The organism is Methyloligella solikamskensis (genome assembly GCF_042676065.1).
Taxonomy (GTDB): Bacteria; Pseudomonadota; Alphaproteobacteria; order Rhizobiales; family Methyloligellaceae; genus Methyloligella; species Methyloligella solikamskensis.
Map to the genome: position 1 here is coordinate 1,907,165 of NZ_JBHTJO010000001.1, position 18,938 is coordinate 1,926,102.

The 18,938-nt window shown below is 63.5% G+C and carries 18 protein-coding genes and 4 tRNA genes; 8 read left to right on the plus strand and 14 right to left on the minus strand.

Annotation, left to right across the window (positions count from 1 at the left end; genetic code table 11):
• Window positions 1–37: 37 nt before the first annotated feature.
• The 3 genes from clpP to ACFQ2F_RS09275 all read right to left on the minus strand — a co-directional run bounded on the left by clpP (window position 38) and on the right by ACFQ2F_RS09275 (window position 2,457).
• A complete protein-coding gene (gene clpP, locus ACFQ2F_RS09265) occupies window positions 38–679 on the minus strand; it encodes an ATP-dependent Clp endopeptidase proteolytic subunit ClpP (protein WP_379088965.1) in 642 nt (213 codons plus the stop codon).
• Between the two features lie 202 nt (window positions 680–881).
• Window positions 882–2,285: a trigger factor gene (tig, locus tag ACFQ2F_RS09270; RefSeq protein WP_379088968.1), complete on the minus strand. Its 1,404-nt coding sequence runs from the start codon at window positions 2,283–2,285 to the stop codon at window positions 882–884.
• An 87-nt stretch (window positions 2,286–2,372) separates the two neighbouring features.
• Window positions 2,373–2,457: transfer RNA gene (locus tag ACFQ2F_RS09275), tRNA-Leu, on the minus strand.
• Between the two features lie 121 nt (window positions 2,458–2,578).
• Here ACFQ2F_RS09275 and ACFQ2F_RS09280 point away from each other — a divergent pair.
• The 5 genes from ACFQ2F_RS09280 (at window position 2,579) to ACFQ2F_RS09300 (ending at window position 7,277) form a co-directional block, all read left to right on the plus strand.
• Window positions 2,579–3,214, plus strand: coding sequence for a FecR family protein (locus ACFQ2F_RS09280; protein WP_379088971.1), 636 nt, complete (start codon window positions 2,579–2,581; stop codon window positions 3,212–3,214).
• Window positions 3,215–3,299: 85 nt separating this feature from the next.
• The gene (locus tag ACFQ2F_RS09285; protein ID WP_379088974.1) at window positions 3,300–4,334 is read left to right on the plus strand and encodes a cysteine synthase A; all 1,035 of its coding nucleotides are present in this window, start codon (window positions 3,300–3,302) and stop codon (window positions 4,332–4,334) included.
• A gap of 13 nt (window positions 4,335–4,347) precedes the next feature.
• Window positions 4,348–5,202, plus strand: coding sequence for a 3-mercaptopyruvate sulfurtransferase (gene sseA, locus ACFQ2F_RS09290; RefSeq protein WP_379088977.1), 855 nt, complete (start codon window positions 4,348–4,350; stop codon window positions 5,200–5,202).
• Entirely contained in the window at window positions 5,203–6,384 is a 1,182-nt protein-coding gene (gene metC, locus ACFQ2F_RS09295; protein ID WP_379088980.1) for a cystathionine beta-lyase, read from the plus strand.
• A gap of 104 nt (window positions 6,385–6,488) precedes the next feature.
• Complete coding sequence (locus ACFQ2F_RS09300; RefSeq protein WP_379088983.1) at window positions 6,489–7,277, plus strand: SDR family NAD(P)-dependent oxidoreductase; 789 nt, start codon at window positions 6,489–6,491, stop codon at window positions 7,275–7,277.
• Between the two features lie 9 nt (window positions 7,278–7,286).
• Here ACFQ2F_RS09300 and ACFQ2F_RS09305 read toward each other — a convergent pair whose 3' ends face one another.
• A complete protein-coding gene (locus ACFQ2F_RS09305; protein ID WP_379088986.1) occupies window positions 7,287–8,195 on the minus strand; it encodes a LysR family transcriptional regulator in 909 nt (302 codons plus the stop codon).
• Between the two features lie 97 nt (window positions 8,196–8,292).
• Between ACFQ2F_RS09305 and ACFQ2F_RS09310 the strand changes: the two genes are divergently transcribed.
• Entirely contained in the window at window positions 8,293–9,249 is a 957-nt protein-coding gene (locus ACFQ2F_RS09310) for an alpha/beta fold hydrolase (protein ID WP_379088989.1), read from the plus strand.
• Window positions 9,250–9,370: 121 nt separating this feature from the next.
• Complete coding sequence (locus ACFQ2F_RS09315; RefSeq protein WP_379088992.1) at window positions 9,371–10,384, plus strand: hypothetical protein; 1,014 nt, start codon at window positions 9,371–9,373, stop codon at window positions 10,382–10,384.
• Window positions 10,385–10,406: 22 nt separating this feature from the next.
• On the opposite strand, the gene ACFQ2F_RS09320 is transcribed toward ACFQ2F_RS09315, so the two are convergent.
• The 5 genes from ACFQ2F_RS09320 to ACFQ2F_RS09340 all read right to left on the minus strand — a co-directional run bounded on the left by ACFQ2F_RS09320 (window position 10,407) and on the right by ACFQ2F_RS09340 (window position 12,161).
• Window positions 10,407–10,483: transfer RNA gene (locus tag ACFQ2F_RS09320), tRNA-Arg, on the minus strand.
• Window positions 10,484–10,514: 31 nt separating this feature from the next.
• Entirely contained in the window at window positions 10,515–10,820 is a 306-nt protein-coding gene (locus tag ACFQ2F_RS09325) for an ETC complex I subunit (protein ID WP_379088995.1), read from the minus strand.
• Between the two features lie 44 nt (window positions 10,821–10,864).
• Window positions 10,865–10,941, minus strand: a tRNA-Pro gene (locus ACFQ2F_RS09330).
• A 171-nt stretch (window positions 10,942–11,112) separates the two neighbouring features.
• Window positions 11,113–11,571, minus strand: coding sequence for a DUF192 domain-containing protein (locus ACFQ2F_RS09335; protein WP_379088998.1), 459 nt, complete (start codon window positions 11,569–11,571; stop codon window positions 11,113–11,115).
• A gap of 17 nt (window positions 11,572–11,588) precedes the next feature.
• The gene (locus tag ACFQ2F_RS09340; RefSeq protein WP_379089001.1) at window positions 11,589–12,161 is read right to left on the minus strand and encodes a cold-shock protein; all 573 of its coding nucleotides are present in this window, start codon (window positions 12,159–12,161) and stop codon (window positions 11,589–11,591) included.
• 491 nt (window positions 12,162–12,652) lie between these two features.
• On the opposite strand from ACFQ2F_RS09340, the gene ACFQ2F_RS09345 reads away from it, so the two are divergent.
• Window positions 12,653–13,072 carry a VOC family protein gene (locus tag ACFQ2F_RS09345; protein ID WP_379089004.1) on the plus strand — a complete coding sequence of 140 codons (420 nt, stop codon included), beginning with the start codon at window positions 12,653–12,655 and terminating at the stop codon, window positions 13,070–13,072.
• Between the two features lie 22 nt (window positions 13,073–13,094).
• On the opposite strand, the gene ACFQ2F_RS09350 is transcribed toward ACFQ2F_RS09345, so the two are convergent.
• The 5 genes from ACFQ2F_RS09350 to ACFQ2F_RS09370 form a co-directional block, all read right to left on the minus strand.
• A tRNA-Glu gene (locus ACFQ2F_RS09350) sits at window positions 13,095–13,169 on the minus strand.
• 132 nt (window positions 13,170–13,301) lie between these two features.
• Window positions 13,302–15,125, minus strand: coding sequence for a single-stranded-DNA-specific exonuclease RecJ (gene recJ / locus ACFQ2F_RS09355; protein WP_379089008.1), 1,824 nt, complete (start codon window positions 15,123–15,125; stop codon window positions 13,302–13,304).
• A 71-nt stretch (window positions 15,126–15,196) separates the two neighbouring features.
• Window positions 15,197–16,210 (minus strand): class II fructose-bisphosphatase, encoded by a 1,014-nt coding sequence (gene glpX / locus ACFQ2F_RS09360; protein WP_379089011.1) that lies wholly within the window; start codon window positions 16,208–16,210, stop codon window positions 15,197–15,199.
• Between the two features lie 68 nt (window positions 16,211–16,278).
• Window positions 16,279–17,604, minus strand: coding sequence for a homoserine dehydrogenase (locus ACFQ2F_RS09365; protein ID WP_379089015.1), 1,326 nt, complete (start codon window positions 17,602–17,604; stop codon window positions 16,279–16,281).
• Window positions 17,605–17,613: 9 nt separating this feature from the next.
• The gene (locus tag ACFQ2F_RS09370; protein WP_379089018.1) at window positions 17,614–18,846 is read right to left on the minus strand and encodes an LL-diaminopimelate aminotransferase; all 1,233 of its coding nucleotides are present in this window, start codon (window positions 18,844–18,846) and stop codon (window positions 17,614–17,616) included.
• Window positions 18,847–18,938: the final 92 nt, after the last annotated feature.

Below are 18,938 nucleotides of genomic sequence, written 5' to 3' on the forward strand. Positions count from 1 at the left end.
GCTTCAGCGACGATGCGCCCGCTGGGGCGCGCCTGCGTTATTCGCTGGGCGTGGTGGACTGCTCGAGCACTTCGCGCTTCTGAATCACCTCATCGATGATTCCGAAGTTCTTCGCGTCCTCTGCAGTCATGAAGTAGTCACGATCCAGCGTCCGTTCAACGGTCTCGTATTCCTGGCCCGTGTGCTTCACGTAGATATCGTTCAGCCGCTTCTTCATCTTGATGATGTCCTCGGCGTGACGCTCGATATCCGAGGCCGTGCCCTGGAAGCCGCCGGAGGGCTGATGCACCATGACGCGGGCATTGGGAAGCGCATAGCGCTGGCCCTTCTCGCCGGCCGCCAGAAGGAGCGAGCCCATGGAGGCCGCCTGACCCGTGCACAGCGTCGCCACGGGCGGTCGGATGAACTGCATGGTGTCGTAGATCGCCATGCCCGAGGTCACCACGCCGCCCGGCGAGTTGATGTACATGGAGATCTCTTTCTTCGGATTCTCCGCTTCCAGGAAGAGGAGCTGGGCGATGATCAGGGACGCGATGTTGTCCTCGATCGGCCCGGTCACGAAGATGATCCGCTCCTTCAGCAGGCGCGAGTAGATGTCGTAGGCCCGCTCGCCGCGATTGGTCTGCTCGACCACCATGGGAACGAGGGTGTTCATCTGGATTTCCATCGGGTCTGACATCGTTCGTCCCTGGTTCGCTGAATGATCGGAATGTCCCGGCGGATCCGCCGGCTTCGGATTGGTCGCCCTTGCCAGCGGTCTCCCGAAAACGGGAATCGCTGCAAGGCCTGCAACGTGTTCGGCTACACCATATGGGAAGGAGCCGGCAAGGGTAACAGGGGGCCGGCTCTTTCCTTAATCGAGATTGCCCTAATCGATCTCGCTAGTGGTCGTGATCATGATCGTGGTCATGGTCGTGATCGTGGTCATGGCTGTGAGGCGCCATGCCGCCGTCCAGGCCTTCGTATAGCTCCTCGGCGGAGACCTTCTTCTCGTTCACCTTGGCGAGCTCGGCGATGTAGTCGATCACCTTGTCCTCGTAGAGGGGCGCGCGGACCTCGTTCAGGGCCTGAGGATTGTTGCGGTAGTACTCGTAGACCTCCCGCTCCTGGCCCGGGAACTGACGGATGCGCTCCAGCAGCGCCTGGTTCACCTCGTCGTCGGTGACCTGGATCTCGTTCTTGCTGCCCACTTCCGACAGGAGCAGACCGAGGCGGACCCGGCGCTCGGCGAGCTCGCGGTATTCCTTCTTCGCCTCCTCCTCGGTGGTGCCTTCGGCCTCGAAGCTCTTGCCGTGATGCTCGATGTCGTGGGTCACCTGATCCCAGATGGCCTTGAACTCGTTCTCCACCAGCTCTTCGGGAAGCTGGAAGTCGTGGGCCTCGTTTAGCTTGTCGAGCATCTGGCGCTTGAGCTTCATGCGTGAGGCGCCCTTGCGGTCCTCCTCGAGGCGGACCTTCATCATCTCCCGGAGCTTGTCGACGGACTCAAGGCCGAGCCCCTTGGCGAACTCATCGTCGAGCTTCGGCTCTTCCGGCTTGCCGACTTCCTTGACCTTCACCTCGAAGACCACCGGCGCGCCGGCAAGGCTCTTTTCCGGATAATCCTCCGGGAAGGTGACCTCGACATTCTTCTCGTCGCCGGCCTTGAGGCCGATCAGGCCTTCCTCGAAGCCGGGGATGAAGCGGTTGGAGCCCAGCACGAGCGGCGCGCCTTCGGCCTTGCCGCCTTCGAACGGCTCGCCGTCCTTCTTGCCGACGAAGTCGATGGTGACCTGATCGCCCTCTTCCGCGGCGGCGTCCTTGGCGACGTAGTTCACGTTCTGCTGGCGCAGGCGATTGAGCGCCTCGTCCACCTCGTCCTTGGTGACCTCGGCCACCGGGCGCTCCAGCTCGAGCTTCTTGAAATCCATCGGCTCGAAATCGGGGATCACCTCGAAGGACATGGTGTAGGCGAGGTCTGCATCGCATTCGAAGATCTTGTTGATCTCGGTCTCGTCCTCCGGCAGCGCGATCTTCGGCTGATAGGCCGGCTGCTCCTCGCGGTCGGCGAGCGCCTTCTGGCTCGCTTCCGTCACGGCCTGCTGGACGATCTCCGCCATCACCGAGCGGCCATAGACCTTCTTCAGATGAGTTTTTGGCACGTGGCCCGGCCGGAAGCCCTTGAGCTGGACTTTGCCCTTCAGCTCGTCGAGACGCTGATCGAGCTTCTGCTCCAACTCGTCGGCGCCGATGACGACCTTCAGTTCGCGGCGCAGGCCTTCGTTCGTGGTTTCGGTGACATTCATTCTGGCTGACCTATTGCTGACATCCGCCGGCGCCCGGACGGGTGCCTGCGGAAAAGCGGAAATTCGTGAAGCCTCGTGATTTGCGGTTGGTGCGGGCGGAGGGACTTGAACCCCCACGGCCGAAGCCACCAGAACCTAAATCTGGCGTGTCTACCAATTCCACCACGCCCGCAAAGTAAGGATCGGCTCGTTACTGACGCGCGCTATATCACAGCGTTCGAGCCGACGGCTAGCCCGAAGCTAACGCGATTTGCCGCTTCCGGTTCGAACCGCTTCTCGTCTAGCATTACCGGATGATGCCAGTTCGCCTCACGATCGCTTCTTCGATCATTGTCGGTGCCCTCATGTTGGGCAGCTCTCCAGGCTCGCCTTGGGCCGACCCCGTCGGCGAGGTGCGAGAGGTCCGCAAATCCGCCGAGGTCATTCCCCCCGAGAAGACAGCAGTTGCCGCCAAGCCCGGCGAGCCGGTGGCCGAGGCCGACACGCTTAGGACAGGCAGTGATTCCAGACTCCAAGTTGAGTTCGTCGACAACAGCATGCTCGTGCTCGGAGCGAGCGCTGAGTTGCTGGTCGACAAATACGTTTATGAGGCTTCCGCTGAGAGCGGAAGCGCGGTCCTTCAGGCGGCGCAAGGAGCCTTGCGTTTCGTCTCAGGGCGGCTGGAGCCCAAGGGCGAGATTTCGATCGATTTGCCCGTCGCCCATATCGCCCTTCGAGGCACGGAATTGTGGGCCGGTCCGAGCCGTGGCGTGACCGGCATCCTTCTTATCAAAGGCAGAGTCGAGGTCAGCAATGAAGCTGGTAGCGTGATCCTCTCGGAGCCAGGACAGGGAACCAATATCGAGTCTGCGAACGTTGCGCCGACCGCTCCCTCCGTCTGGCCGGAGGCTCGGGTGGAGGAAGCCCTGTCCACAGTTGCGCTTCCCTAGTCGTCGGCGGGAACCAAGCTCACTTGCCGCAGGTGGCCGGCCTAAAGTACGTTGCCGCTCCACTCACCAAGCGGGAAGCGGTCTCTTGAATTACAAGGACGGGATCATCGAGGCGATCGGCGACACACCGCTGATCAAGCTGAAGCGCGCATCGGAGGAAACCGGCTGCACGATCCTCGGCAAGGCCGAGTTCATGAATCCGGGGCAGTCGGTAAAGGACCGGGCGGCGCTGTTCATCATTCGCGACGCCATGAACAAGGGCCAGCTCAAGGCTGGCGGCACGGTGGTCGAAGGCACGGCGGGCAATACCGGGATCGGGCTTTCCCTCGTCGGCAACGCCATGGGCCTCAAGACGGTGATCGTCATCCCCGAGACCCAGTCCGACGAGAAGAAGGACATGTTGCGGCTGTCCGGCGCAACGCTGATCGAAGTGCCGGCGGTGCCTTACAAGAACGACAACAACTACGTGAAATATTCCGGGCGCCTGGCCGAGGAGCTGGCCAAGACCGAACCGAACGGCGCGATCTGGGCCAACCAGTTCGATAATGTCGCGAACCGGCAGGGCCATATCGAGACCACGGCGGTCGAGATCTGGGATCAGACCGACGGCAAGGTGGACGGCTTCATCTGCGCGGTGGGCACGGGTGGCACGCTTGCCGGCGTCTCCATGGGGCTGAAGGAGAAGAATCCGGACGTCACCATCGGTCTCGCCGATCCCATGGGCGCGGCCCTGTACAACTTCTATGAGCATGGCGAGCTGAAGTCGGAAGGCTCCTCCATCACCGAGGGAATCGGCCAGGGGCGGATCACCGCCAACCTGGAAGGGGCCGAGGTCGACACGGCCTTCCAGATCCCCGATGCGGAGGCCCTGCCCGTCGTCTTCAGCCTCCTGAAAGAGGAAGGTTTGTGCCTCGGGGGCTCCAGCGGCATCAATGTCGCCGGCGCCATCCGGCTTGCCCGGGAGATGGGACCAGGCCACACCATTGTCACGGTGCTTTGCGACTACGGCACCCGCTACCAAAGCCGGCTGTTCAATCCTACCTTCCTCAAGGAGAAAGGCCTGCCCGTGCCGGAGTGGCTCGACGGCGCGCCGGCTGAGGTTCCGAGCGTTTTCGTTTAATGGATTTTCCTGGATGGATACTTTGAGCAAATCTTGGTTGATCGAGACCGACGAGCTCCAGAAGGAGCTGAACGCGCCTGATCTCGTCGTGGTGGACGGCTCCTGGCACATGCCGTCGGAGGAGCGTAACGCCTACGAGGAATATCTCGACGAGCACATTCCGGGTGCGGTGTTCTTCGATATCGACGAGATTGCCGATACCAACAATCCCCTACCCCACATGCTTCCCTCGCCGGAGAAGTTCTCCTCGCGTATGCGCGCGTTAGGCATCGGCGATGGCGCCCGGGTCGTGGTCTACGATTCCGGCAATGTCTTCGGCGCCGCGCGGGTCTGGTGGACCTTCCGGGTGATGGGCGTGCAGGACGTCTACGTGCTGAACGGCGGGCTGCCGAAATGGAAGGCTGAGGATCGGGAGACGGAAGACGGCCCCCCGCCCTTGCGGACCGCGCGCCACTTCACCGCCCGGCGGCATATGGAGCTGGTGAGCGAGGCTTCCGATATTCTTTCCCATCTCAAAGACGGCTCGGTTCAGATCGTCGACGCGCGCTCGGCGGAACGCTTCGCCGGCAAGGCGCCGGAACCGCGCGAGGGCTTGCGCTCCGGTCACATCCCTGGCTCCCACAACGTTCCCTATAAGACGCTTCTGAACGAGGACGGCACGCTGAAGTCGGCCGAAGAGCTGCAGGCCATCTTCAAAGACGCCGGTGTCGAAGTGCACAAACCCGTCGTCACGAGCTGCGGCTCGGGCATCTCGGCCGCCGTGCTGGCGCTCGCTTTGGCCGTGATCGGCAACCGGCGCGCAGCGGTCTATGACGGCTCCTGGACGGAATGGGGCGCCAATCCGGATCTTCCCATCGAGACCAGCTAGATGAGCAAGCGCTCCGCCGCAGGCAAGAAACCTCAGACCAAACTCGGGCATCTGGGGCGCGATCCCGCGCTCTATCGCGGCTTCGTCAATCCGCCGGCCTATCGCGGCTCGACGGTGATCTTCCCGACGCTCGCCTCGCTGATGGCTGACGATCAGGAATTCTCCTACGGGCGGATCTGCACGCCTACGGTGAAGGAGCTGCAGGAGTCCCTAGCCGAGCTGGAAGGCGGCGATGCGTGCTTCCTGAGTTCGTCGGGGCTTTCGGCGATCACCGCCGTGCTGCTCGCCTTCGTCGAGGCGGGCGACCATCTGCTGGTGACCGACAGCGTCTATAAGCCGACGCGGCGCTACTGCAACGAGGTGCTGAAGCGGCTCGGCGTCGAGACCACCTATTACGATCCAATGATCGGGGCCGGTATCTCAGAGCTGCTGCGGCCGAACACGAAGCTCGTTTTCACCGAGGCGCCGGGCTCCCAGACCTTCGAGGTGCAGGACATCCCGGCCATCGCGGACGCTGCCCACAAGGCGGGCGCTCTGGTCGCCATGGACAACACCTGGGCGACGCCGCTCTTCTTCAAGCCGTTCGAGCACGGGGTCGATATCTCGATTCATGCGGCCACGAAATATATCGTCGGCCATGCGGATGCGATGCTTGGCGCCGTGATCGCCAAGGGCGGGCGCAGCGTCGAGGCGCTTTCCGCCATTCATGACGCAGGCGGCATGTGTCCGGGACCGGAAGACGTCTATCTCGGCTTGCGCGGCATGCGCACCATGGGGGTCCGCCTTGAACGCCATCAGACTTCCGCCATTGCGCTTGCCGAATGGTTTGCCGAACGGCCAGAGGTGGAGCGGGTGCTGCACCCGGCCTTCCCGGACTGTCCCGGTCACGAAATTTGGAAGCGCGACTTCCTCGGCGCGTCCGGACTGTTCTCCGTGGTGCTGAAGCCCATGTCGAAGGAGGCGCTGGCCGCCATGGTCGACGACATGGATTTGTTCGGCATGGGCTATAGCTGGGGCGGCTATGAGAGCCTGATCCTGCCCTTCGATCCCCGGGCCTACCGCTCGGCCACGACGTGGGACGCCAAGGGCCCATCCTTGCGCATCCATGCAGGGCTTGAGGATCTCGACGATCTGATCGCAGATCTCGAGGCCGGATTCGACCGGGCGGCCGCCAAGAGCTGATTTCCAGCCCGTTTTTCCGACGCATTGCCGCGCGGTTCTGGCGCGCCCCCTTTCACCGCCTCCTTTCCGTTCCGATATGCGGACTTGGACAAGGAGGTGCATCCATGGATCTGAAACTCGCCGGCAAACGCGCTCTCGTGACGGGCTCCACTCAAGGCATCGGCTATGCCATCGCCAAGGGCCTGGCCAATGAAGGCGCGATCGTCATCCTGAATGGCCGCAAGCAGGGCAAACTCGATGAAGCCGTCGCCAAGCTGAATTCAGAAGCGAAAGGCGAGGCCATCGGGATCGCGGCCGATGTCGGCACGGCGGAGGGCGCCGAGAAGCTCGCCAAGGAAGCCGGCAAGGTCGACATTCTGGTGAACAATGCCGGCATCTTCGAGCCTAAGCCCGTGCTCGAGATCACGGACGACGACTGGCAGCGCTTCTTCGACATCAACGTGATGAGCGGCATCCGCCTTACCCGGGCCCTGATGCCCCATATGCTAGACCAGGGCTGGGGCCGCGTGATCTTCATCTCGTCTGAGTCGGGGGTGCATATCCCGCCGGAGATGGTCCATTACGGCATGACCAAAGCGGCCAACCTCGCCCTGTCCCGCGGCTTCGCGGAGAGCTTCCCGGGCTCCGGCGTGACCGTGAACGCCGTGCTGCCCGGACCGACGCGCTCGGAAGGCGTTGAGACCTTCCTGGAACAGATGGGCGGCAGTGGCGACGATCCGGAAGCGGTGGAGCGCGAGTTCATCGAAGAGAACCGGCCGACCTCCCTGATCAAGCGGATGGCCACCGTCGAAGAGGTCGCCAACATGGTGGTCTATCTGTGCGGCGAAGGGGCCGCGGCCACCAACGGCGCGCCGGTCCGCGTCGACGGCGGCGTGGTCCGCTCTATGGTGTAGACGCAGCAATCAGTCCTGAACGATCCCATCCACGCTGCGCAGCGACTGAAGCGCGAAATCGGCGAAGGCCCGGACCGCGGGGCGCATGTGCCGGGTGGGAAGATAGGTGAGGTGGAGGGGCGTAGCGGCGACCTCGTAATCGGGGAGCACGCGGACAAGGCGTCCCTCTGCCAAATCGTCGGACACGAGCAGGGTCTGAGCCGTGCCGACCCCCTGCCCGCGTCTCAGGGCCTCGACCAGCACATGAGCGTTGTTCGTCTTGAGTATCGGATCGAGTGGCACGTCTACGGTTTGCCTGTCGCGCTTCAAGGTCAGGATGCCGGACGGAGACAGTACGGCGTCGGTGACGATCGTGTCGTGGTTCCGCAGGGATGAGACATCCGTCAGAGGGGCCGCGCGGTCCATATAGTCCGGCGACGCCACCAGGATGCGGGTGATGAGCCCGATCCTGGTCTGGATGAGGCTGTGATCGTCGAGCACCCCCATACGGAAGGCGATATCCAGGTTCTGCTTGAGCAGATCGGGCGGCTGATTCTCCAAGGTGAGCTGCACGGCGACATTCGGGTGGTCTTGCTGAAACGCCGCAACGATGCCGCAGAGATAACGTTCTCCAAGGCAGACCGGACAATGCAGGCGCAGCGGGCCAGAGATGTTGCCCTGCTCCGAGCGGATCGATTCCAGGGTACCGTCGATGGTCGCCAGGGCCGTGCCGGAGCCTTCGTAGAGACGGCGGCCGGCTTCGGTCGGGTGCACGGCCCGCCCATTCCGTTCCAGCAGCTTTGTCTGGGTGTGGGTCTCGAGATTGCGGACCAGCTTGCTGACCGCCGGCTGGGACAACTTCAGATCCCGTGCTGCTGCCGTCATCGAGCCTGTCTCGATTGTCCTGACGAAAGCGCGGAGCGCGGCGGTGAGATCCATCTATAACCTATTGGCATGATTGCTATGCGCATTCCATGCATAGACGATATGGGCCGCGGTGGCGAACCTCCCCTGTCATCGAACGCAGGAGGATCTCATGACCATTCCCCGCCGGGCCTTTCTCCAAGGCTCTCTTGCCGTCGCCTGCGGGATCGCAGCGCATTTAAACCGTGCCGCGGCGCAGCCGGACGAGATTGTCGCGGAGCGTCCTGCAGGGCTTCCGGACGGTGCGCGGAGCCGGTTCGCTCAGATCAACGGTATCCGAATGCATTACGTGACCATGGGATCGGGGCCTCTGGTCGTCCTGCTGCATGGCTGGCCGGAAACGTGGTTCTCCTGGCGCGAGCAGATGCGCTGGCTCGGCCAGGACTTCACCGTTGTCGCCCCGGATCTGCGGGGGTGCGGCCTGACGGAGCTGACCGCACAAGGCTATGACAAGGAGACGATCGCTGAGGATGTCCGAGGCTTGATCGACCATCTGGGACAAGGGTCCGCTCATGTGGTTGGCCACGACATGGGCGGCAAGGCGGCCTTCGTCCTGGCGCTTGTCCATCCGGAATCGGTTCGGAAACTCGTGCTCGCCGATTGCCTGATCCCCGGCACGGAGAATGCCGACGCGCTCGATGGCGGGGCGTGGCATTACGGGTTTCATATGGCGCAGGGTATTCCGGAGCTGCTGACCGAAGGCCGCGAACGGGAGTACATCGCCGCCCAGATCGCGCTGTGGACCCGAGGGGATGGCGCTATCTCCGAAGAGACGATTGCCGAGTATGCGAAGCATTACAGCAAGCCCGGCCGGATGACGGCCGGGTTCGACTACTATCGCGCCTTGCCGGACGATGCGGATCTCGTCGCCTCGTTCGGAGAGCGGCGCTTGGCCATGCCGGTCATGGCGATCACCGGTGAATACGGGGTGGGCGATACCCTGGCTCGCTCATTGGTCGGCCGAGCGGACGATGTGAAGAGCGTGGTTCTGGAGGATTGCGGTCACTTCGTTGCCGAGGAGAAGCCGGAAGCTTTCGCGCAAGCGGTTTCGCGCTTCCTGGCTGATTGATCCGGGCCATTTTCGACGGCCAAGCGCACTTAAGCCTGTCGCAGCTCTCTCCTCCTCAAATCCTCCGAAACGCGGTATCAGTCGCTCATTCGGAAGTGTGGCTTTGGGGGAGCGTCTGTCGGTGTTCGGGAGAGGTCGTATCGGGGGTGCGGGTTTTCGCCGTCTCTGGGCGCTGGCCGCTCTTTGGCTGATCGCGGTGGCGTCCGCCCAGCCGGCCACGGCTGCGCCGGAGAAGGTGCAGGTCGGGGCCTATATCAACGACATCCAGCAGCTCGACTTCAAGACGAACAATTACACCGTCGATCTCTATGTCTGGTTCCGCTGGCGGGATCCGGAGCTCAGGCCCGACCAGACCATGGAGTTCATGAACCGCTACGCCTCGGACGACAATCTCCGCCAGGAACTCATGGACGAGCCGGATGTCATGCCCGACGGCAGCCTCTATACGATCCTGCGCTACCAGGGGCGTTTCTCCACCAAGTTCAATCTGGAAGACTACCCCTTCGACACCCAGAACATGACCGTGGTGATGGAGGACACGCTCTCAGGCGCCGACAGCTTGCGCTATGCGCTGGACGCGCCGGACAGCGTCACCATCGATCCCGTGCTCACCCTGCCCGGCTTCCAGGTCGGCAAGCCGACCATGCGTGTTACCGAGCATACCTACCCGACCGGATTTGGAGATCTCTCCGTCGGCGAAGCGGAGCCCTATTCGCGGGTGATGCTGTCCATCCCGGTGAGCCGGCCGGTGGTCGCCATGACCATCAAGACCTTCGTGCCGATCCTGCTGATCATCGTGTGCGCCTCCCTCGTCTTCTTCGTGCGACCGGTCTATGTGGAGGGGCGCATCGGTCTGGGCATCACCGCCCTGCTCACCTTGGTGGCGCTGCAGCTCTCGGCCACCTCGGGCTTGCCGGATATCGATTATCTGACCCTGCTCGATAAGATCTATCTGCTCGCCTATCTCTTCATCATCCTGGCCCTGACCCGGATCGTCGCCACCTCCTGGAAGGGAGAGCTGGCGGAGCACGAGCGCGGCATCTCCATCAACGACCGGCGCTGGGTCGTCGGGCTGCTGACGGCTTATCTGCTTGCCAATGTGCTGGTGGCGGCCCTGAGTCTTTGGATCGACTAAGACGCGGGCGGAGGGAGCGCGCTGGCGATCCCGGCAGGACTTGAACCTGCAACCCCCTGCTTAGAAGGCAGGTGCTCTATCCGGTTGAGCTACGGGACCGGTCGCGTGCGGCCCTCCCGCGTGTAAGCCCCTAATGGGTCCAGCGGTCGGGACGGCCGTATTTGAAATTCTCCGCGTAGGATTTCGGCTTCACCTTGGAGGGATGAGTCTCCTCCAGGCGGAACGGAATGCCGTGGCGGGTGGCGTAGGCGATGGCTTCTTCCTTGGTGTCGAAGCGCATGCGGACCTGACGCTTGGTGTCGTAGGAGCTGGTCCAGCCCATCAGGGGCTCGATGACGTTGGGCGTCTCGGGCTCGAACTCGAGCACCCATTCGCGCGTGCCCGCCTTGCCGGATTGCATGGCATTCTTGGCGGGCTGGTGGATGCGAGCGACCATGATTGTCTCACCCTTCGCTTGCCGGCGCTCCCGGGCCGGCGGATTGGTCGGGGCAGCAAGATTCGAACTTGCGACCCCCTGCTCCCAAAGCAGGTGCGCTACCAGGCTGCGCTATGCCCCGATGACCGTGCCAAAACTTCAACGCGACCCCGTGACGAAAACACCGGCCGGTTCGAAGCCTCCTGCCTTGGAGATACAGGCTTCGCTTGGAATCGGCAAGATTGCCCCGCGTCGCAGAAGAGCTTGGCCGAAGAGCTTTAAGATCCGATTGCAACGTACCGCGCCGAATTCGTTATTCGCCCGGCTCGAATGTGACGGTATCGCCGACCTTTAGGCCGATACGCTTGGCCGTGCCCGCGGCGACCTCGAGAACGCCGATGGCCGGCCCGTTGGAGGGGATGGCATCCAGCGAGAACGGCTCGGTGCGCGTGGCGATCCGGTTGACCCGCCAGTCGGCGCCGATGAAGACCATGTCGAGCGAGATATAGGTGTTCTTCATCCACATGGTGAGCCGGTGGGGCTCGTCATAGAGGAAGAGCATGCCCTGGTCGGGCGCCAGATCCCTGCGGAACATCAGCCCCTTGCTGCGCTCGGCTTCAGTCTCGGTGACCTCGACCGTGAAGGGATAGGTTCCCGTTTCGGTCTCGAGCACGATTTGCCCCGTCCCCATGGCCAGGGCCTGGGGAAACGCGAAAAACGGTGAGAATCCAATAAGGAACACGGCCGTGATGATGCGCGCACTGACCGACACGGCGAGAAGCCCTTGTCCTAGTGGGATGAAGGGCCGGCGACGCCGTCGGGCCGCAGCTCCGCCGCGGAGAGCCCCTTGGGTCCCTGACCGAAGCGCACCTGAACGATCTGGCCCGGGCGCAGCTCGGTGAAGCCGAAGCGCCGCAAGGTCTCCATGTGGACGAAGATGTCCGAGGTCTGCGGTCCCCGTGTCAGGAAACCGAAGCCGCGCTGACGATTGAACCATTTGACCACCGCGCGTTCCCAGTCGCTTTCAGGAACGACCGCCGCGTGGGTCCGTTCCGGCAGCTGGGAGGGATGCACCGCGGTGGACTCGTCCATCGTGATGATCCGCAAGGCCTGCAGGCCGCGGTCGCGCTTGGCCGCCTCGCAAACGACGCGGGTTCCCTCATAGGCTGTCTGGTAGTTGTCGCGGCGCAAGCAGCTCACGTGAAGAAGCACGTCCGGCATGTCGCCGTCTGGTACGATGAAGCCGTAACCTTTTGATGCGTCGAACCATTTGATCGCGCCGGAGACCTCAACGACCTCGACGGCTGGATCTTCTTCTTCCCGGCTGTGGTCCTCTGGTTGTGGCGATTCCTTCGCCCTCATAGCCGCACTCCCCCGCTTGTACTTGGCTATTTAGACCGCTGACGCCCGCACGAATCAGCCGATCTCACCTTGGGCGAACATAGCATTGGGTCTTGGGGAGGCCAGTGAAAAATCCTTGGGAATCTTGGCTTCTCCACAAAGTCTCGGCGAGTTCCGAGATGCCCCGAACGCTCCAGTTTAAGCGCATGATCGGCAAGCAAGATCGGCGTTTCGAGACCCGTTTGACCCGTTTTGAAACGCGGATTCCGTTTTGGCGGCGGCGGGGGCTGCAAATGCCTCTAGCACCATGTAAATTCCCGTTTGAGATAGGGGGTGCGGCGGCCCTCAGAAGAATTGTGGACGTTGTGCAACATTCGTTGCGAAATCGCCCCAAGGCCGCCTCCGATGGTCTAGGAAACTCCCTGACGGAATTAGCACCTGGGGCCTGAGTCGCTATCAAGGCGGCATGATCTAAGGCCATAAACGGTGCGAGCGATTAAGGAGGAGACCTCATGAAATATCTGCACACGATGGTCCGGGTCGCCGATGTCGACGACTCCCTCGACTTCTACTGCAACAAGCTCGGTCTGAAGGAGACTCGCCGGAAGGAGAGCGAGAAGGGCCGCTTCACGCTGATCTATCTGGCTGCTCCCGGCGACGAGGAGGCGGAGCTGGAGCTGACCTATAACTGGGATCCGGAAGAATATTCGGGCGGCCGGAATTTCGGACACCTCGCCTATGAGGTCGACGATATCTACGCCACCTGCGAGAAGCTCCAGAAGGAGGGCGTCACCATCAACCGCCCGCCGCGAGACGGCTACATGGCGTTCATCCGCTCGCCCGACGGCATCTCCATCGAGCTTCTGCAGAAGGGTAAGCCCCAGCGGCCGCAGGAGCCTTGGGCGTCCATGGAAAATACCGGAAGCTGGTAGGAAAGATTATTCGGAAAAGCGGTGGCACCCCCTAGGGGAGTCGAACCCCTGTTTCCAGGTTGAAAACCTGGCGTCCTAACCGTTAGACGAAGGGGGCGTGCCGTCCGCGCCGAGCTTGGCGCCCAGCTGCGGTTCAAGGGTGCCCATATAGAAAACTTGGAGCCTCCCCGCAAGCGCACATCGTGCGGTTTTTCGCTCGCGATGCGGCGATTTTCGCGTGCGCGGCCCTCTATCGGGGCTCTGCGGCGTCCTCGATGGTGAGCTCGACGGTCTCGCGGCCCTGCCAGCGGTTGATTCGAAGGTGGCCTGCCACGTGAAGCGGACGGCCCTCGGCTTCCAGCAGCAGCTTGCCGAGAGGCGTCTCGGCGGCCCGGAAGGCGCAAGCCTCGAGGCGCGCGCCGTCGGGGCTCTGGAGCCGGCAGCGGATATGAGTGCCCTTCATGAGCCGGATACCGGTCACGCGATGGGTCGGAAAGGCGAAGCGTGGCCTTGGATGGCCCATGCCGAAGGGGCCCGCCTGCTCCAGCAGCGCCAGGAGCTCTCGTGTGGCGCCAGAGGCGCTCAGAGCGCCGTCCAGTAGCATCTCCCGGGCTTCGTCGGCGGCGGCCACGCCGCTCTCGAACTGATCTGAGAGCGTCTGCTCGAAGGATGTGAGCCGGTCGCGGCTGAGGGCGAACCCGGCGGCCATGGCATGCCCGCCGCCTTTTGTCAGGATCGCGTTCGAAACGCAGTCGCGGATGGCGCGGCCGAGATCGACGCCGGGGATGGAGCGGCCGGAGCCGGTGCCCTCGCCCGCCTCGTCCCAGGCAATGACAAGCGTTGGCCTGGCGAAGCGTTCGGTGACCCGGCTGGCGACCAGGCCCAGCAGTCCTTTGTGCCAGCCATCGCCATGGGCGATGAGCAGCGGCTTGTCGGGTTCGGCTTCGAGGGTGGCTTCGGCGACGGCGAAAGCCTCTTGAAGCATGCGGTCCTCGATCGCCTTTCGCTCGGTGTTCAGGGCTTCCAGCCTGTCGGCCAGGGCGCGGGCCTCCACATCGTCGTCGGTGCAGAGCAGCGCTGTGCCCAGCCCTGAGAAGCCTGTCCGGCCGCCGGCATTGATGCGCGGGCCGAACACGAAGCCGAGGGTGTAGCAGCTCGGCGCATCGTCGATCCGGGAGACGTCGGCCAGTGCCCGCAGGCCCGGGTTCTGGCGCAGCCTCAGGATCTTGAGTCCCTGGGCGACGAAGGCGCGGTTGATGCCCTTCAGGGGCACCACGTCGCAGATGGTGGCAAGCGCCACGAGGTCGAGGGAACTCAAGAGATCGGGCTCGGGCGTCTCGCCGTAGAAGCCCGACTGGCGAAGCTGGCGCGTGACGGCCACCAGAAACATGAAGACGACGCCGGCGGCCGCCAGATGGCCGAGGCCCGAGATGTCATCCTCCCGGTTCGGGTTCACGACGGCGAGAGCCGGTGGCAGATCCTCGTCTGCCTGGTGATGGTCGAGGACGATGACCTCGGCGCCCGCTTCGTTGGCCGTCGCGATAGGCCCATGTGCCGCCGTCCCGCAATCGACGGTGAGGATGAGCTTTGCCCCCTCCTCGCACAGGTCGCGCATGGCGGCGTCGGAGGGGCCGTAGCCTTCGGTGAGCCGGTCGGGGATGTAGTGAGCGGCTTTGCGGTCATGGTGGCGCAGGAAGCGCTCTATGAGCGTGATGGAGCAGGCCCCGTCCACGTCGTAATCGCCGAAGATGGCGATGGGCTCGTCGTTCCGGATGGCGTCTGCGAACCGCGCGGCCGCTTTCTCCATATCCTGGAGGCTCGCCGGATCGGGCATCAGGGTGCGCAGGGTCGGATTGAAGAAATCCTCGACCGTCTGAGGCTCGGCGCCACGGGCGGCCAGGACGCGCCCTAAGATCTCCGGCAGGCCATTCTGTTGGGCAATGGCCGTGGCGATGTGCTCGCGCTGCGGTGAAAGCCGCGGACGCCAGCGCCGGCCGCAGGCGGAGTGCTCGACGCCGAGAAAGGCGTCGGTCTCGTCCGTGATGCCGGCGGTTTCGGGCAAGGCTGCGCCCATAAGGCCATCCATGGTCGATTGTTCGGGGTTGCGCTCAGGCGCACCAAAAAAGTGTCGCGAAGGTTGCGAGCTTAACCGATTCGACCCGGGTTTCTGGGGCTGGGAAGTTCTCCACCGATGCGGCGCTCGGTCCTGACCCAGCGGTTCGTCTGGTTGGCCGACCGCATGACCACCGTATGGGTGATCACCGCCCGCGGCGTGAAGCGCACGCCTTCGAGGAAGGAGCCGGAGGTGATGCCCGTGGCGGCGAAGCTCACATCGCCGGAGGCCATCTCCGCGAGACGGTATTTCCGGTCGATATCGGTGATTTCGGCGGCCCGGGCCCGCTCCCGCTGTTGATCGTTGGCGGGATAGAGGCGGCCTTGCATCTGCCCGCCGATGCAGGCGAGTGCGGCGGCTGCCAGCACGCCCTCATGGGCGCCGCCGATGCCCATATAGACATCGATGCCCGTGGCGCGGGTGGCGGTGGTGTGGATAACGCCGGCGATATCGCCGTCGCCGATCAGGCGGAGCGCAGCACCCGTCGCCCGGATCTCCTCGATCAGCTTGGCATGACGCGGCCGGTCCAGGACGCAAGCCGTGAGGTTTTCGATGGGGACGCCCTTGGCCTCGGCCAGTCGGCTGAGATTTTCCGCCGGCGTCGCATCGAGATCGACCACGTCTTCGTCGTAGCCGGGGCCGATGGCGATCTTGTTCATGTAGATGGCCGGCACTTCCAGGAGATCGCCCCGCTTGGCGACGGCGATGACCGACATGGCATTGGGAAGCGCCTTGGCGCAGACCGTGGTGCCTTCCAGGGCGTCCACAGCAATGTCGACCTCGAGGGAACTCTTGGGATTGCCGACCTTTTCGCCGGTGAAGAGACGGTCCGCCTCGTCCTCCTCGCCCTCGCCGATGACGATGGTGCCGCTCGCCGGCACGCGCCCAAGCGCCTCCGCGGCCGCTTCGATGGCGGCGTTGTCGGCGGCCGCCTCGTCGCCCCGCCCACGCCAGTGGGCAGCCGCAACGGCCGATGCCTCGGTGATCGAGGCAATATCCAATGTGATCGTGGAGCCGGACTCCTCCGGCTTCGAAGACGGCAACATAGCCGCAGCCCTCCCTCCCAGTGGCCTTTTCTTATTTGTAACGGCCGAAAGGCGATTCTACGCGACTACTATAGACTCTCGATGCGTATCATTTGTGGTTTAGCCACCACATGCCCGTCTCCCTCGATCGCTGCAAGGGCTTTTTGGATCGCACCTTCCGTCGTCTCGTGGGTGATCATGACCACATCGACCGGGCCCGTGGGCTCTTCTCCGTCGTCCACACCGGGAATATCGGTGCGCGGACGGTGCTGAACGATGCTCTCCAACGAGATGTCCTGCTCGGCCATGCGGGTGGCGATCCCGGCGATGACGCCGGTCTGATCGTGGACCGTCAGCCGGAGATAGTAGCTGCCGGCATGGGTCCCCATCGCGGCCTGCGGGTAAGGCTTCAGATCGGCGACCTTTGTGGCGAACGGCGCCAGGACATGGCCGCGGGCGAGCTCGATGATGTCGCCCATGACGGCGGACGCGGTCGGGCCTGCGCCGGCGCCCTGCCCGCTCAGCATGACGTCCTCGACGAAGTCGCCTTCGACGACGACGCAGTTCTGCGCGCCGAAGGTCTCGGCGATTGGGGTGTGCTTTGGCACCATGGCGGGATGCACACGCTGTTCGATGCCGTGCTCGGTGGCCGCGGCGACGCCGAGCAGCTTCAGCCGGTAGCCGAGCCCGTCGGCCGCCTCGATATCGGCGGCGGCTATGCGCTCGATGCCTTCCACATAGATCTGGTCGAATGCAGTCTCTACGCCGAAGGCGAGGCTGGTGAGCAGCGCCAGCTTATGGGCGGTATCGAACCCGCCGATGTCGAAGGTGGGATCGGCCTCGGCGAACCCTTTGGCCTGAGCATCCTTCAGAGCGTCGTCGAAGCTCGTGCCCTCTTCTTGCATCAGGGTGAGGATGTAGTTGCAGGTGCCGTTGAGGATACCGTAGACGCGGGAGAAATCGTTCCCCTGCAGGCTTTCGCGCATCACCTTGACGATGGGAATGCCGCCGGCGACCGCCGCCTCGAAATTGAGGGCGACGTTGCTGGCTTCGGCAAGCCTCGCCAGGGCCACGCCGTGATGTGCGAGCAGCGCCTTATTGGCGGTGACCACATGCTTTCCGGCCTTGAGCGCCGCCTCGACGGCCTCTTTCGGAATGCCCTCTTCGCCGCCCATGAGCTCGACGAAGACCTCGATCTCCGGGTCTTGGGCGAGCGCGATGGGATCGTCGACCCAGCGATAGTTCTCGATGACCGCGTCGCGCTTCTTGCTGCGATCGCGGGCGGACACGGCCACGACCTCGACGCGACGTCCGGCACGACCGGCGATCTCGCCGCCATGGGCGTCGATCAACCGCAAAACGCCTGCACCGACCGTGCCGAGACCGGCCAGGCCCAATTTCAATGAATCCGGCATAGATAGAATTTAGCGCGCGTGATTTGCGTTGGACTTTATGGGGACCACGTTATGCAGCGCGTTCTCGGATTCTGAAAGAAGTTTCCGAATATTGCGGGCTGCCTGACGGGTGCGCTGCTCGTTCTCAACCAGCGCAATCCGCACATAGCCCTCGCCGTATTCGCCGAAGCCGATGCCCGGCGAGACGGCGACGCCGGCCTTCTCCAACAGCAGCTTGGAGAATTCCAGCGACCCCATATGGGCAAAGATCTCGGGGATCGGCGCCCAGGCGAACATGGTCGCCGGCGGGGTCGGAATATGCCAGCCGGCGCGGCCGATGGAATCGACCAGGCAGTCCCGGCGGGCCTTGTAGACCGCGCGGATTTCATCGACGCAATCCTGCGGGCCGTTCAGGGCGGCGGTCGCCGCCACCTGGATCGGCGTGAAGGCGCCGTAGTCGAGATAGGATTTGACGCGGGTGAGCGCCTGGATCAGCCGCTCGTTGCCCACGGCGAAGCCCATGCGCCAGCCCGGCATGGAATAGGTCTTCGACAGGCTGGTGAACTCCACCGCGACGTCGATCGCTCCTTCGACCTCGAGGATCGAGGGCGGCGGGTTGTCGTCGAAATAGATCTCCGCATAAGCGAGATCCGACAGCACGATGAGATCGTGCTTCTTCGCATACGCCACGACCTCCTTGTAGAAGTCGAGATCGGCGACGAGCGCCGTCGGGTTCGACGGATAGTTCAGGACGAGCGCGGTCGGCTTCGGCACCGAATGCTTCACCGCCCGGTCCAGGGACGTCATGAAGGTCGAATCGGTTGCCGCCGGCAGGTGGCGGATGACGCCGCCCGACATGATGAAGCCGAACTCGTGGATCGGATAGGTCGGGTTCGGAACCAGGATGACATCGCCAGGCGCGGTGATGGCCTGCGCCATGTTGGCGAAGCCTTCCTTGGAGCCGAGGCTAGCGACGATCTGGGTCTCGGGGTTCAGGGCGACACCGAACCGGCGCTGATAGTAAGCGGCCTGGGCGCGGCGCAGCCCCTGGATGCCCTTGGAGGACGAATAGCGGTTGGTGCGCGGGTTCTGGACCGTCTCGACCAACTTATCGACGATATGCTGGGGCGTCGGCATGTCGGGATTGCCCATGCCGAAATCGATGATGTCCTCGCCCCGGGCGCGCGCGGCGGCCTTGAGCTTGTTGACCTGCTCAAAGACGTAAGGCGGCAGCCGCCGGATCCTGTGAAAATCGTTGGTCATGAATCGCTCGCCACAAATCGTTCGTTACGGGCTTTGGCTATGATGGCTTGTTATGGCTTTTTCGCGCCGCTTCGGTGCCGGCGCTCATGAGC

Coding starts and splice junctions, on each gene's coding strand:
- clpP (WP_379088965.1), bottom strand. CDS start 679: ATGTCAGACCCGATGGAAATCCAGATGAACACCCTCGTTCCCATGGTG.
- tig (WP_379088968.1), bottom strand. CDS start 2,285: ATGAATGTCACCGAAACCACGAACGAAGGCCTGCGCCGCGAACTGAAG.
- ACFQ2F_RS09280 (WP_379088971.1), top strand. CDS start 2,579: ATGATGCCAGTTCGCCTCACGATCGCTTCTTCGATCATTGTCGGTGCC.
- sseA (WP_379088977.1), top strand. CDS start 4,348: ATGGATACTTTGAGCAAATCTTGGTTGATCGAGACCGACGAGCTCCAG.
- metC (WP_379088980.1), top strand. CDS start 5,203: ATGAGCAAGCGCTCCGCCGCAGGCAAGAAACCTCAGACCAAACTCGGG.
- ACFQ2F_RS09300 (WP_379088983.1), top strand. CDS start 6,489: ATGGATCTGAAACTCGCCGGCAAACGCGCTCTCGTGACGGGCTCCACT.
- ACFQ2F_RS09305 (WP_379088986.1), bottom strand. CDS start 8,195: ATGGATCTCACCGCCGCGCTCCGCGCTTTCGTCAGGACAATCGAGACA.
- ACFQ2F_RS09310 (WP_379088989.1), top strand. CDS start 8,293: ATGACCATTCCCCGCCGGGCCTTTCTCCAAGGCTCTCTTGCCGTCGCC.
- ACFQ2F_RS09325 (WP_379088995.1), bottom strand. CDS start 10,820: ATGGTCGCTCGCATCCACCAGCCCGCCAAGAATGCCATGCAATCCGGC.
- ACFQ2F_RS09340 (WP_379089001.1), bottom strand. CDS start 12,161: ATGAGGGCGAAGGAATCGCCACAACCAGAGGACCACAGCCGGGAAGAA.
- ACFQ2F_RS09345 (WP_379089004.1), top strand. CDS start 12,653: ATGAAATATCTGCACACGATGGTCCGGGTCGCCGATGTCGACGACTCC.
- recJ (WP_379089008.1), bottom strand. CDS start 15,125: ATGGGCGCAGCCTTGCCCGAAACCGCCGGCATCACGGACGAGACCGAC.
- glpX (WP_379089011.1), bottom strand. CDS start 16,210: ATGTTGCCGTCTTCGAAGCCGGAGGAGTCCGGCTCCACGATCACATTG.
- ACFQ2F_RS09365 (WP_379089015.1), bottom strand. CDS start 17,604: ATGCCGGATTCATTGAAATTGGGCCTGGCCGGTCTCGGCACGGTCGGT.
- ACFQ2F_RS09370 (WP_379089018.1), bottom strand. CDS start 18,846: ATGACCAACGATTTTCACAGGATCCGGCGGCTGCCGCCTTACGTCTTT.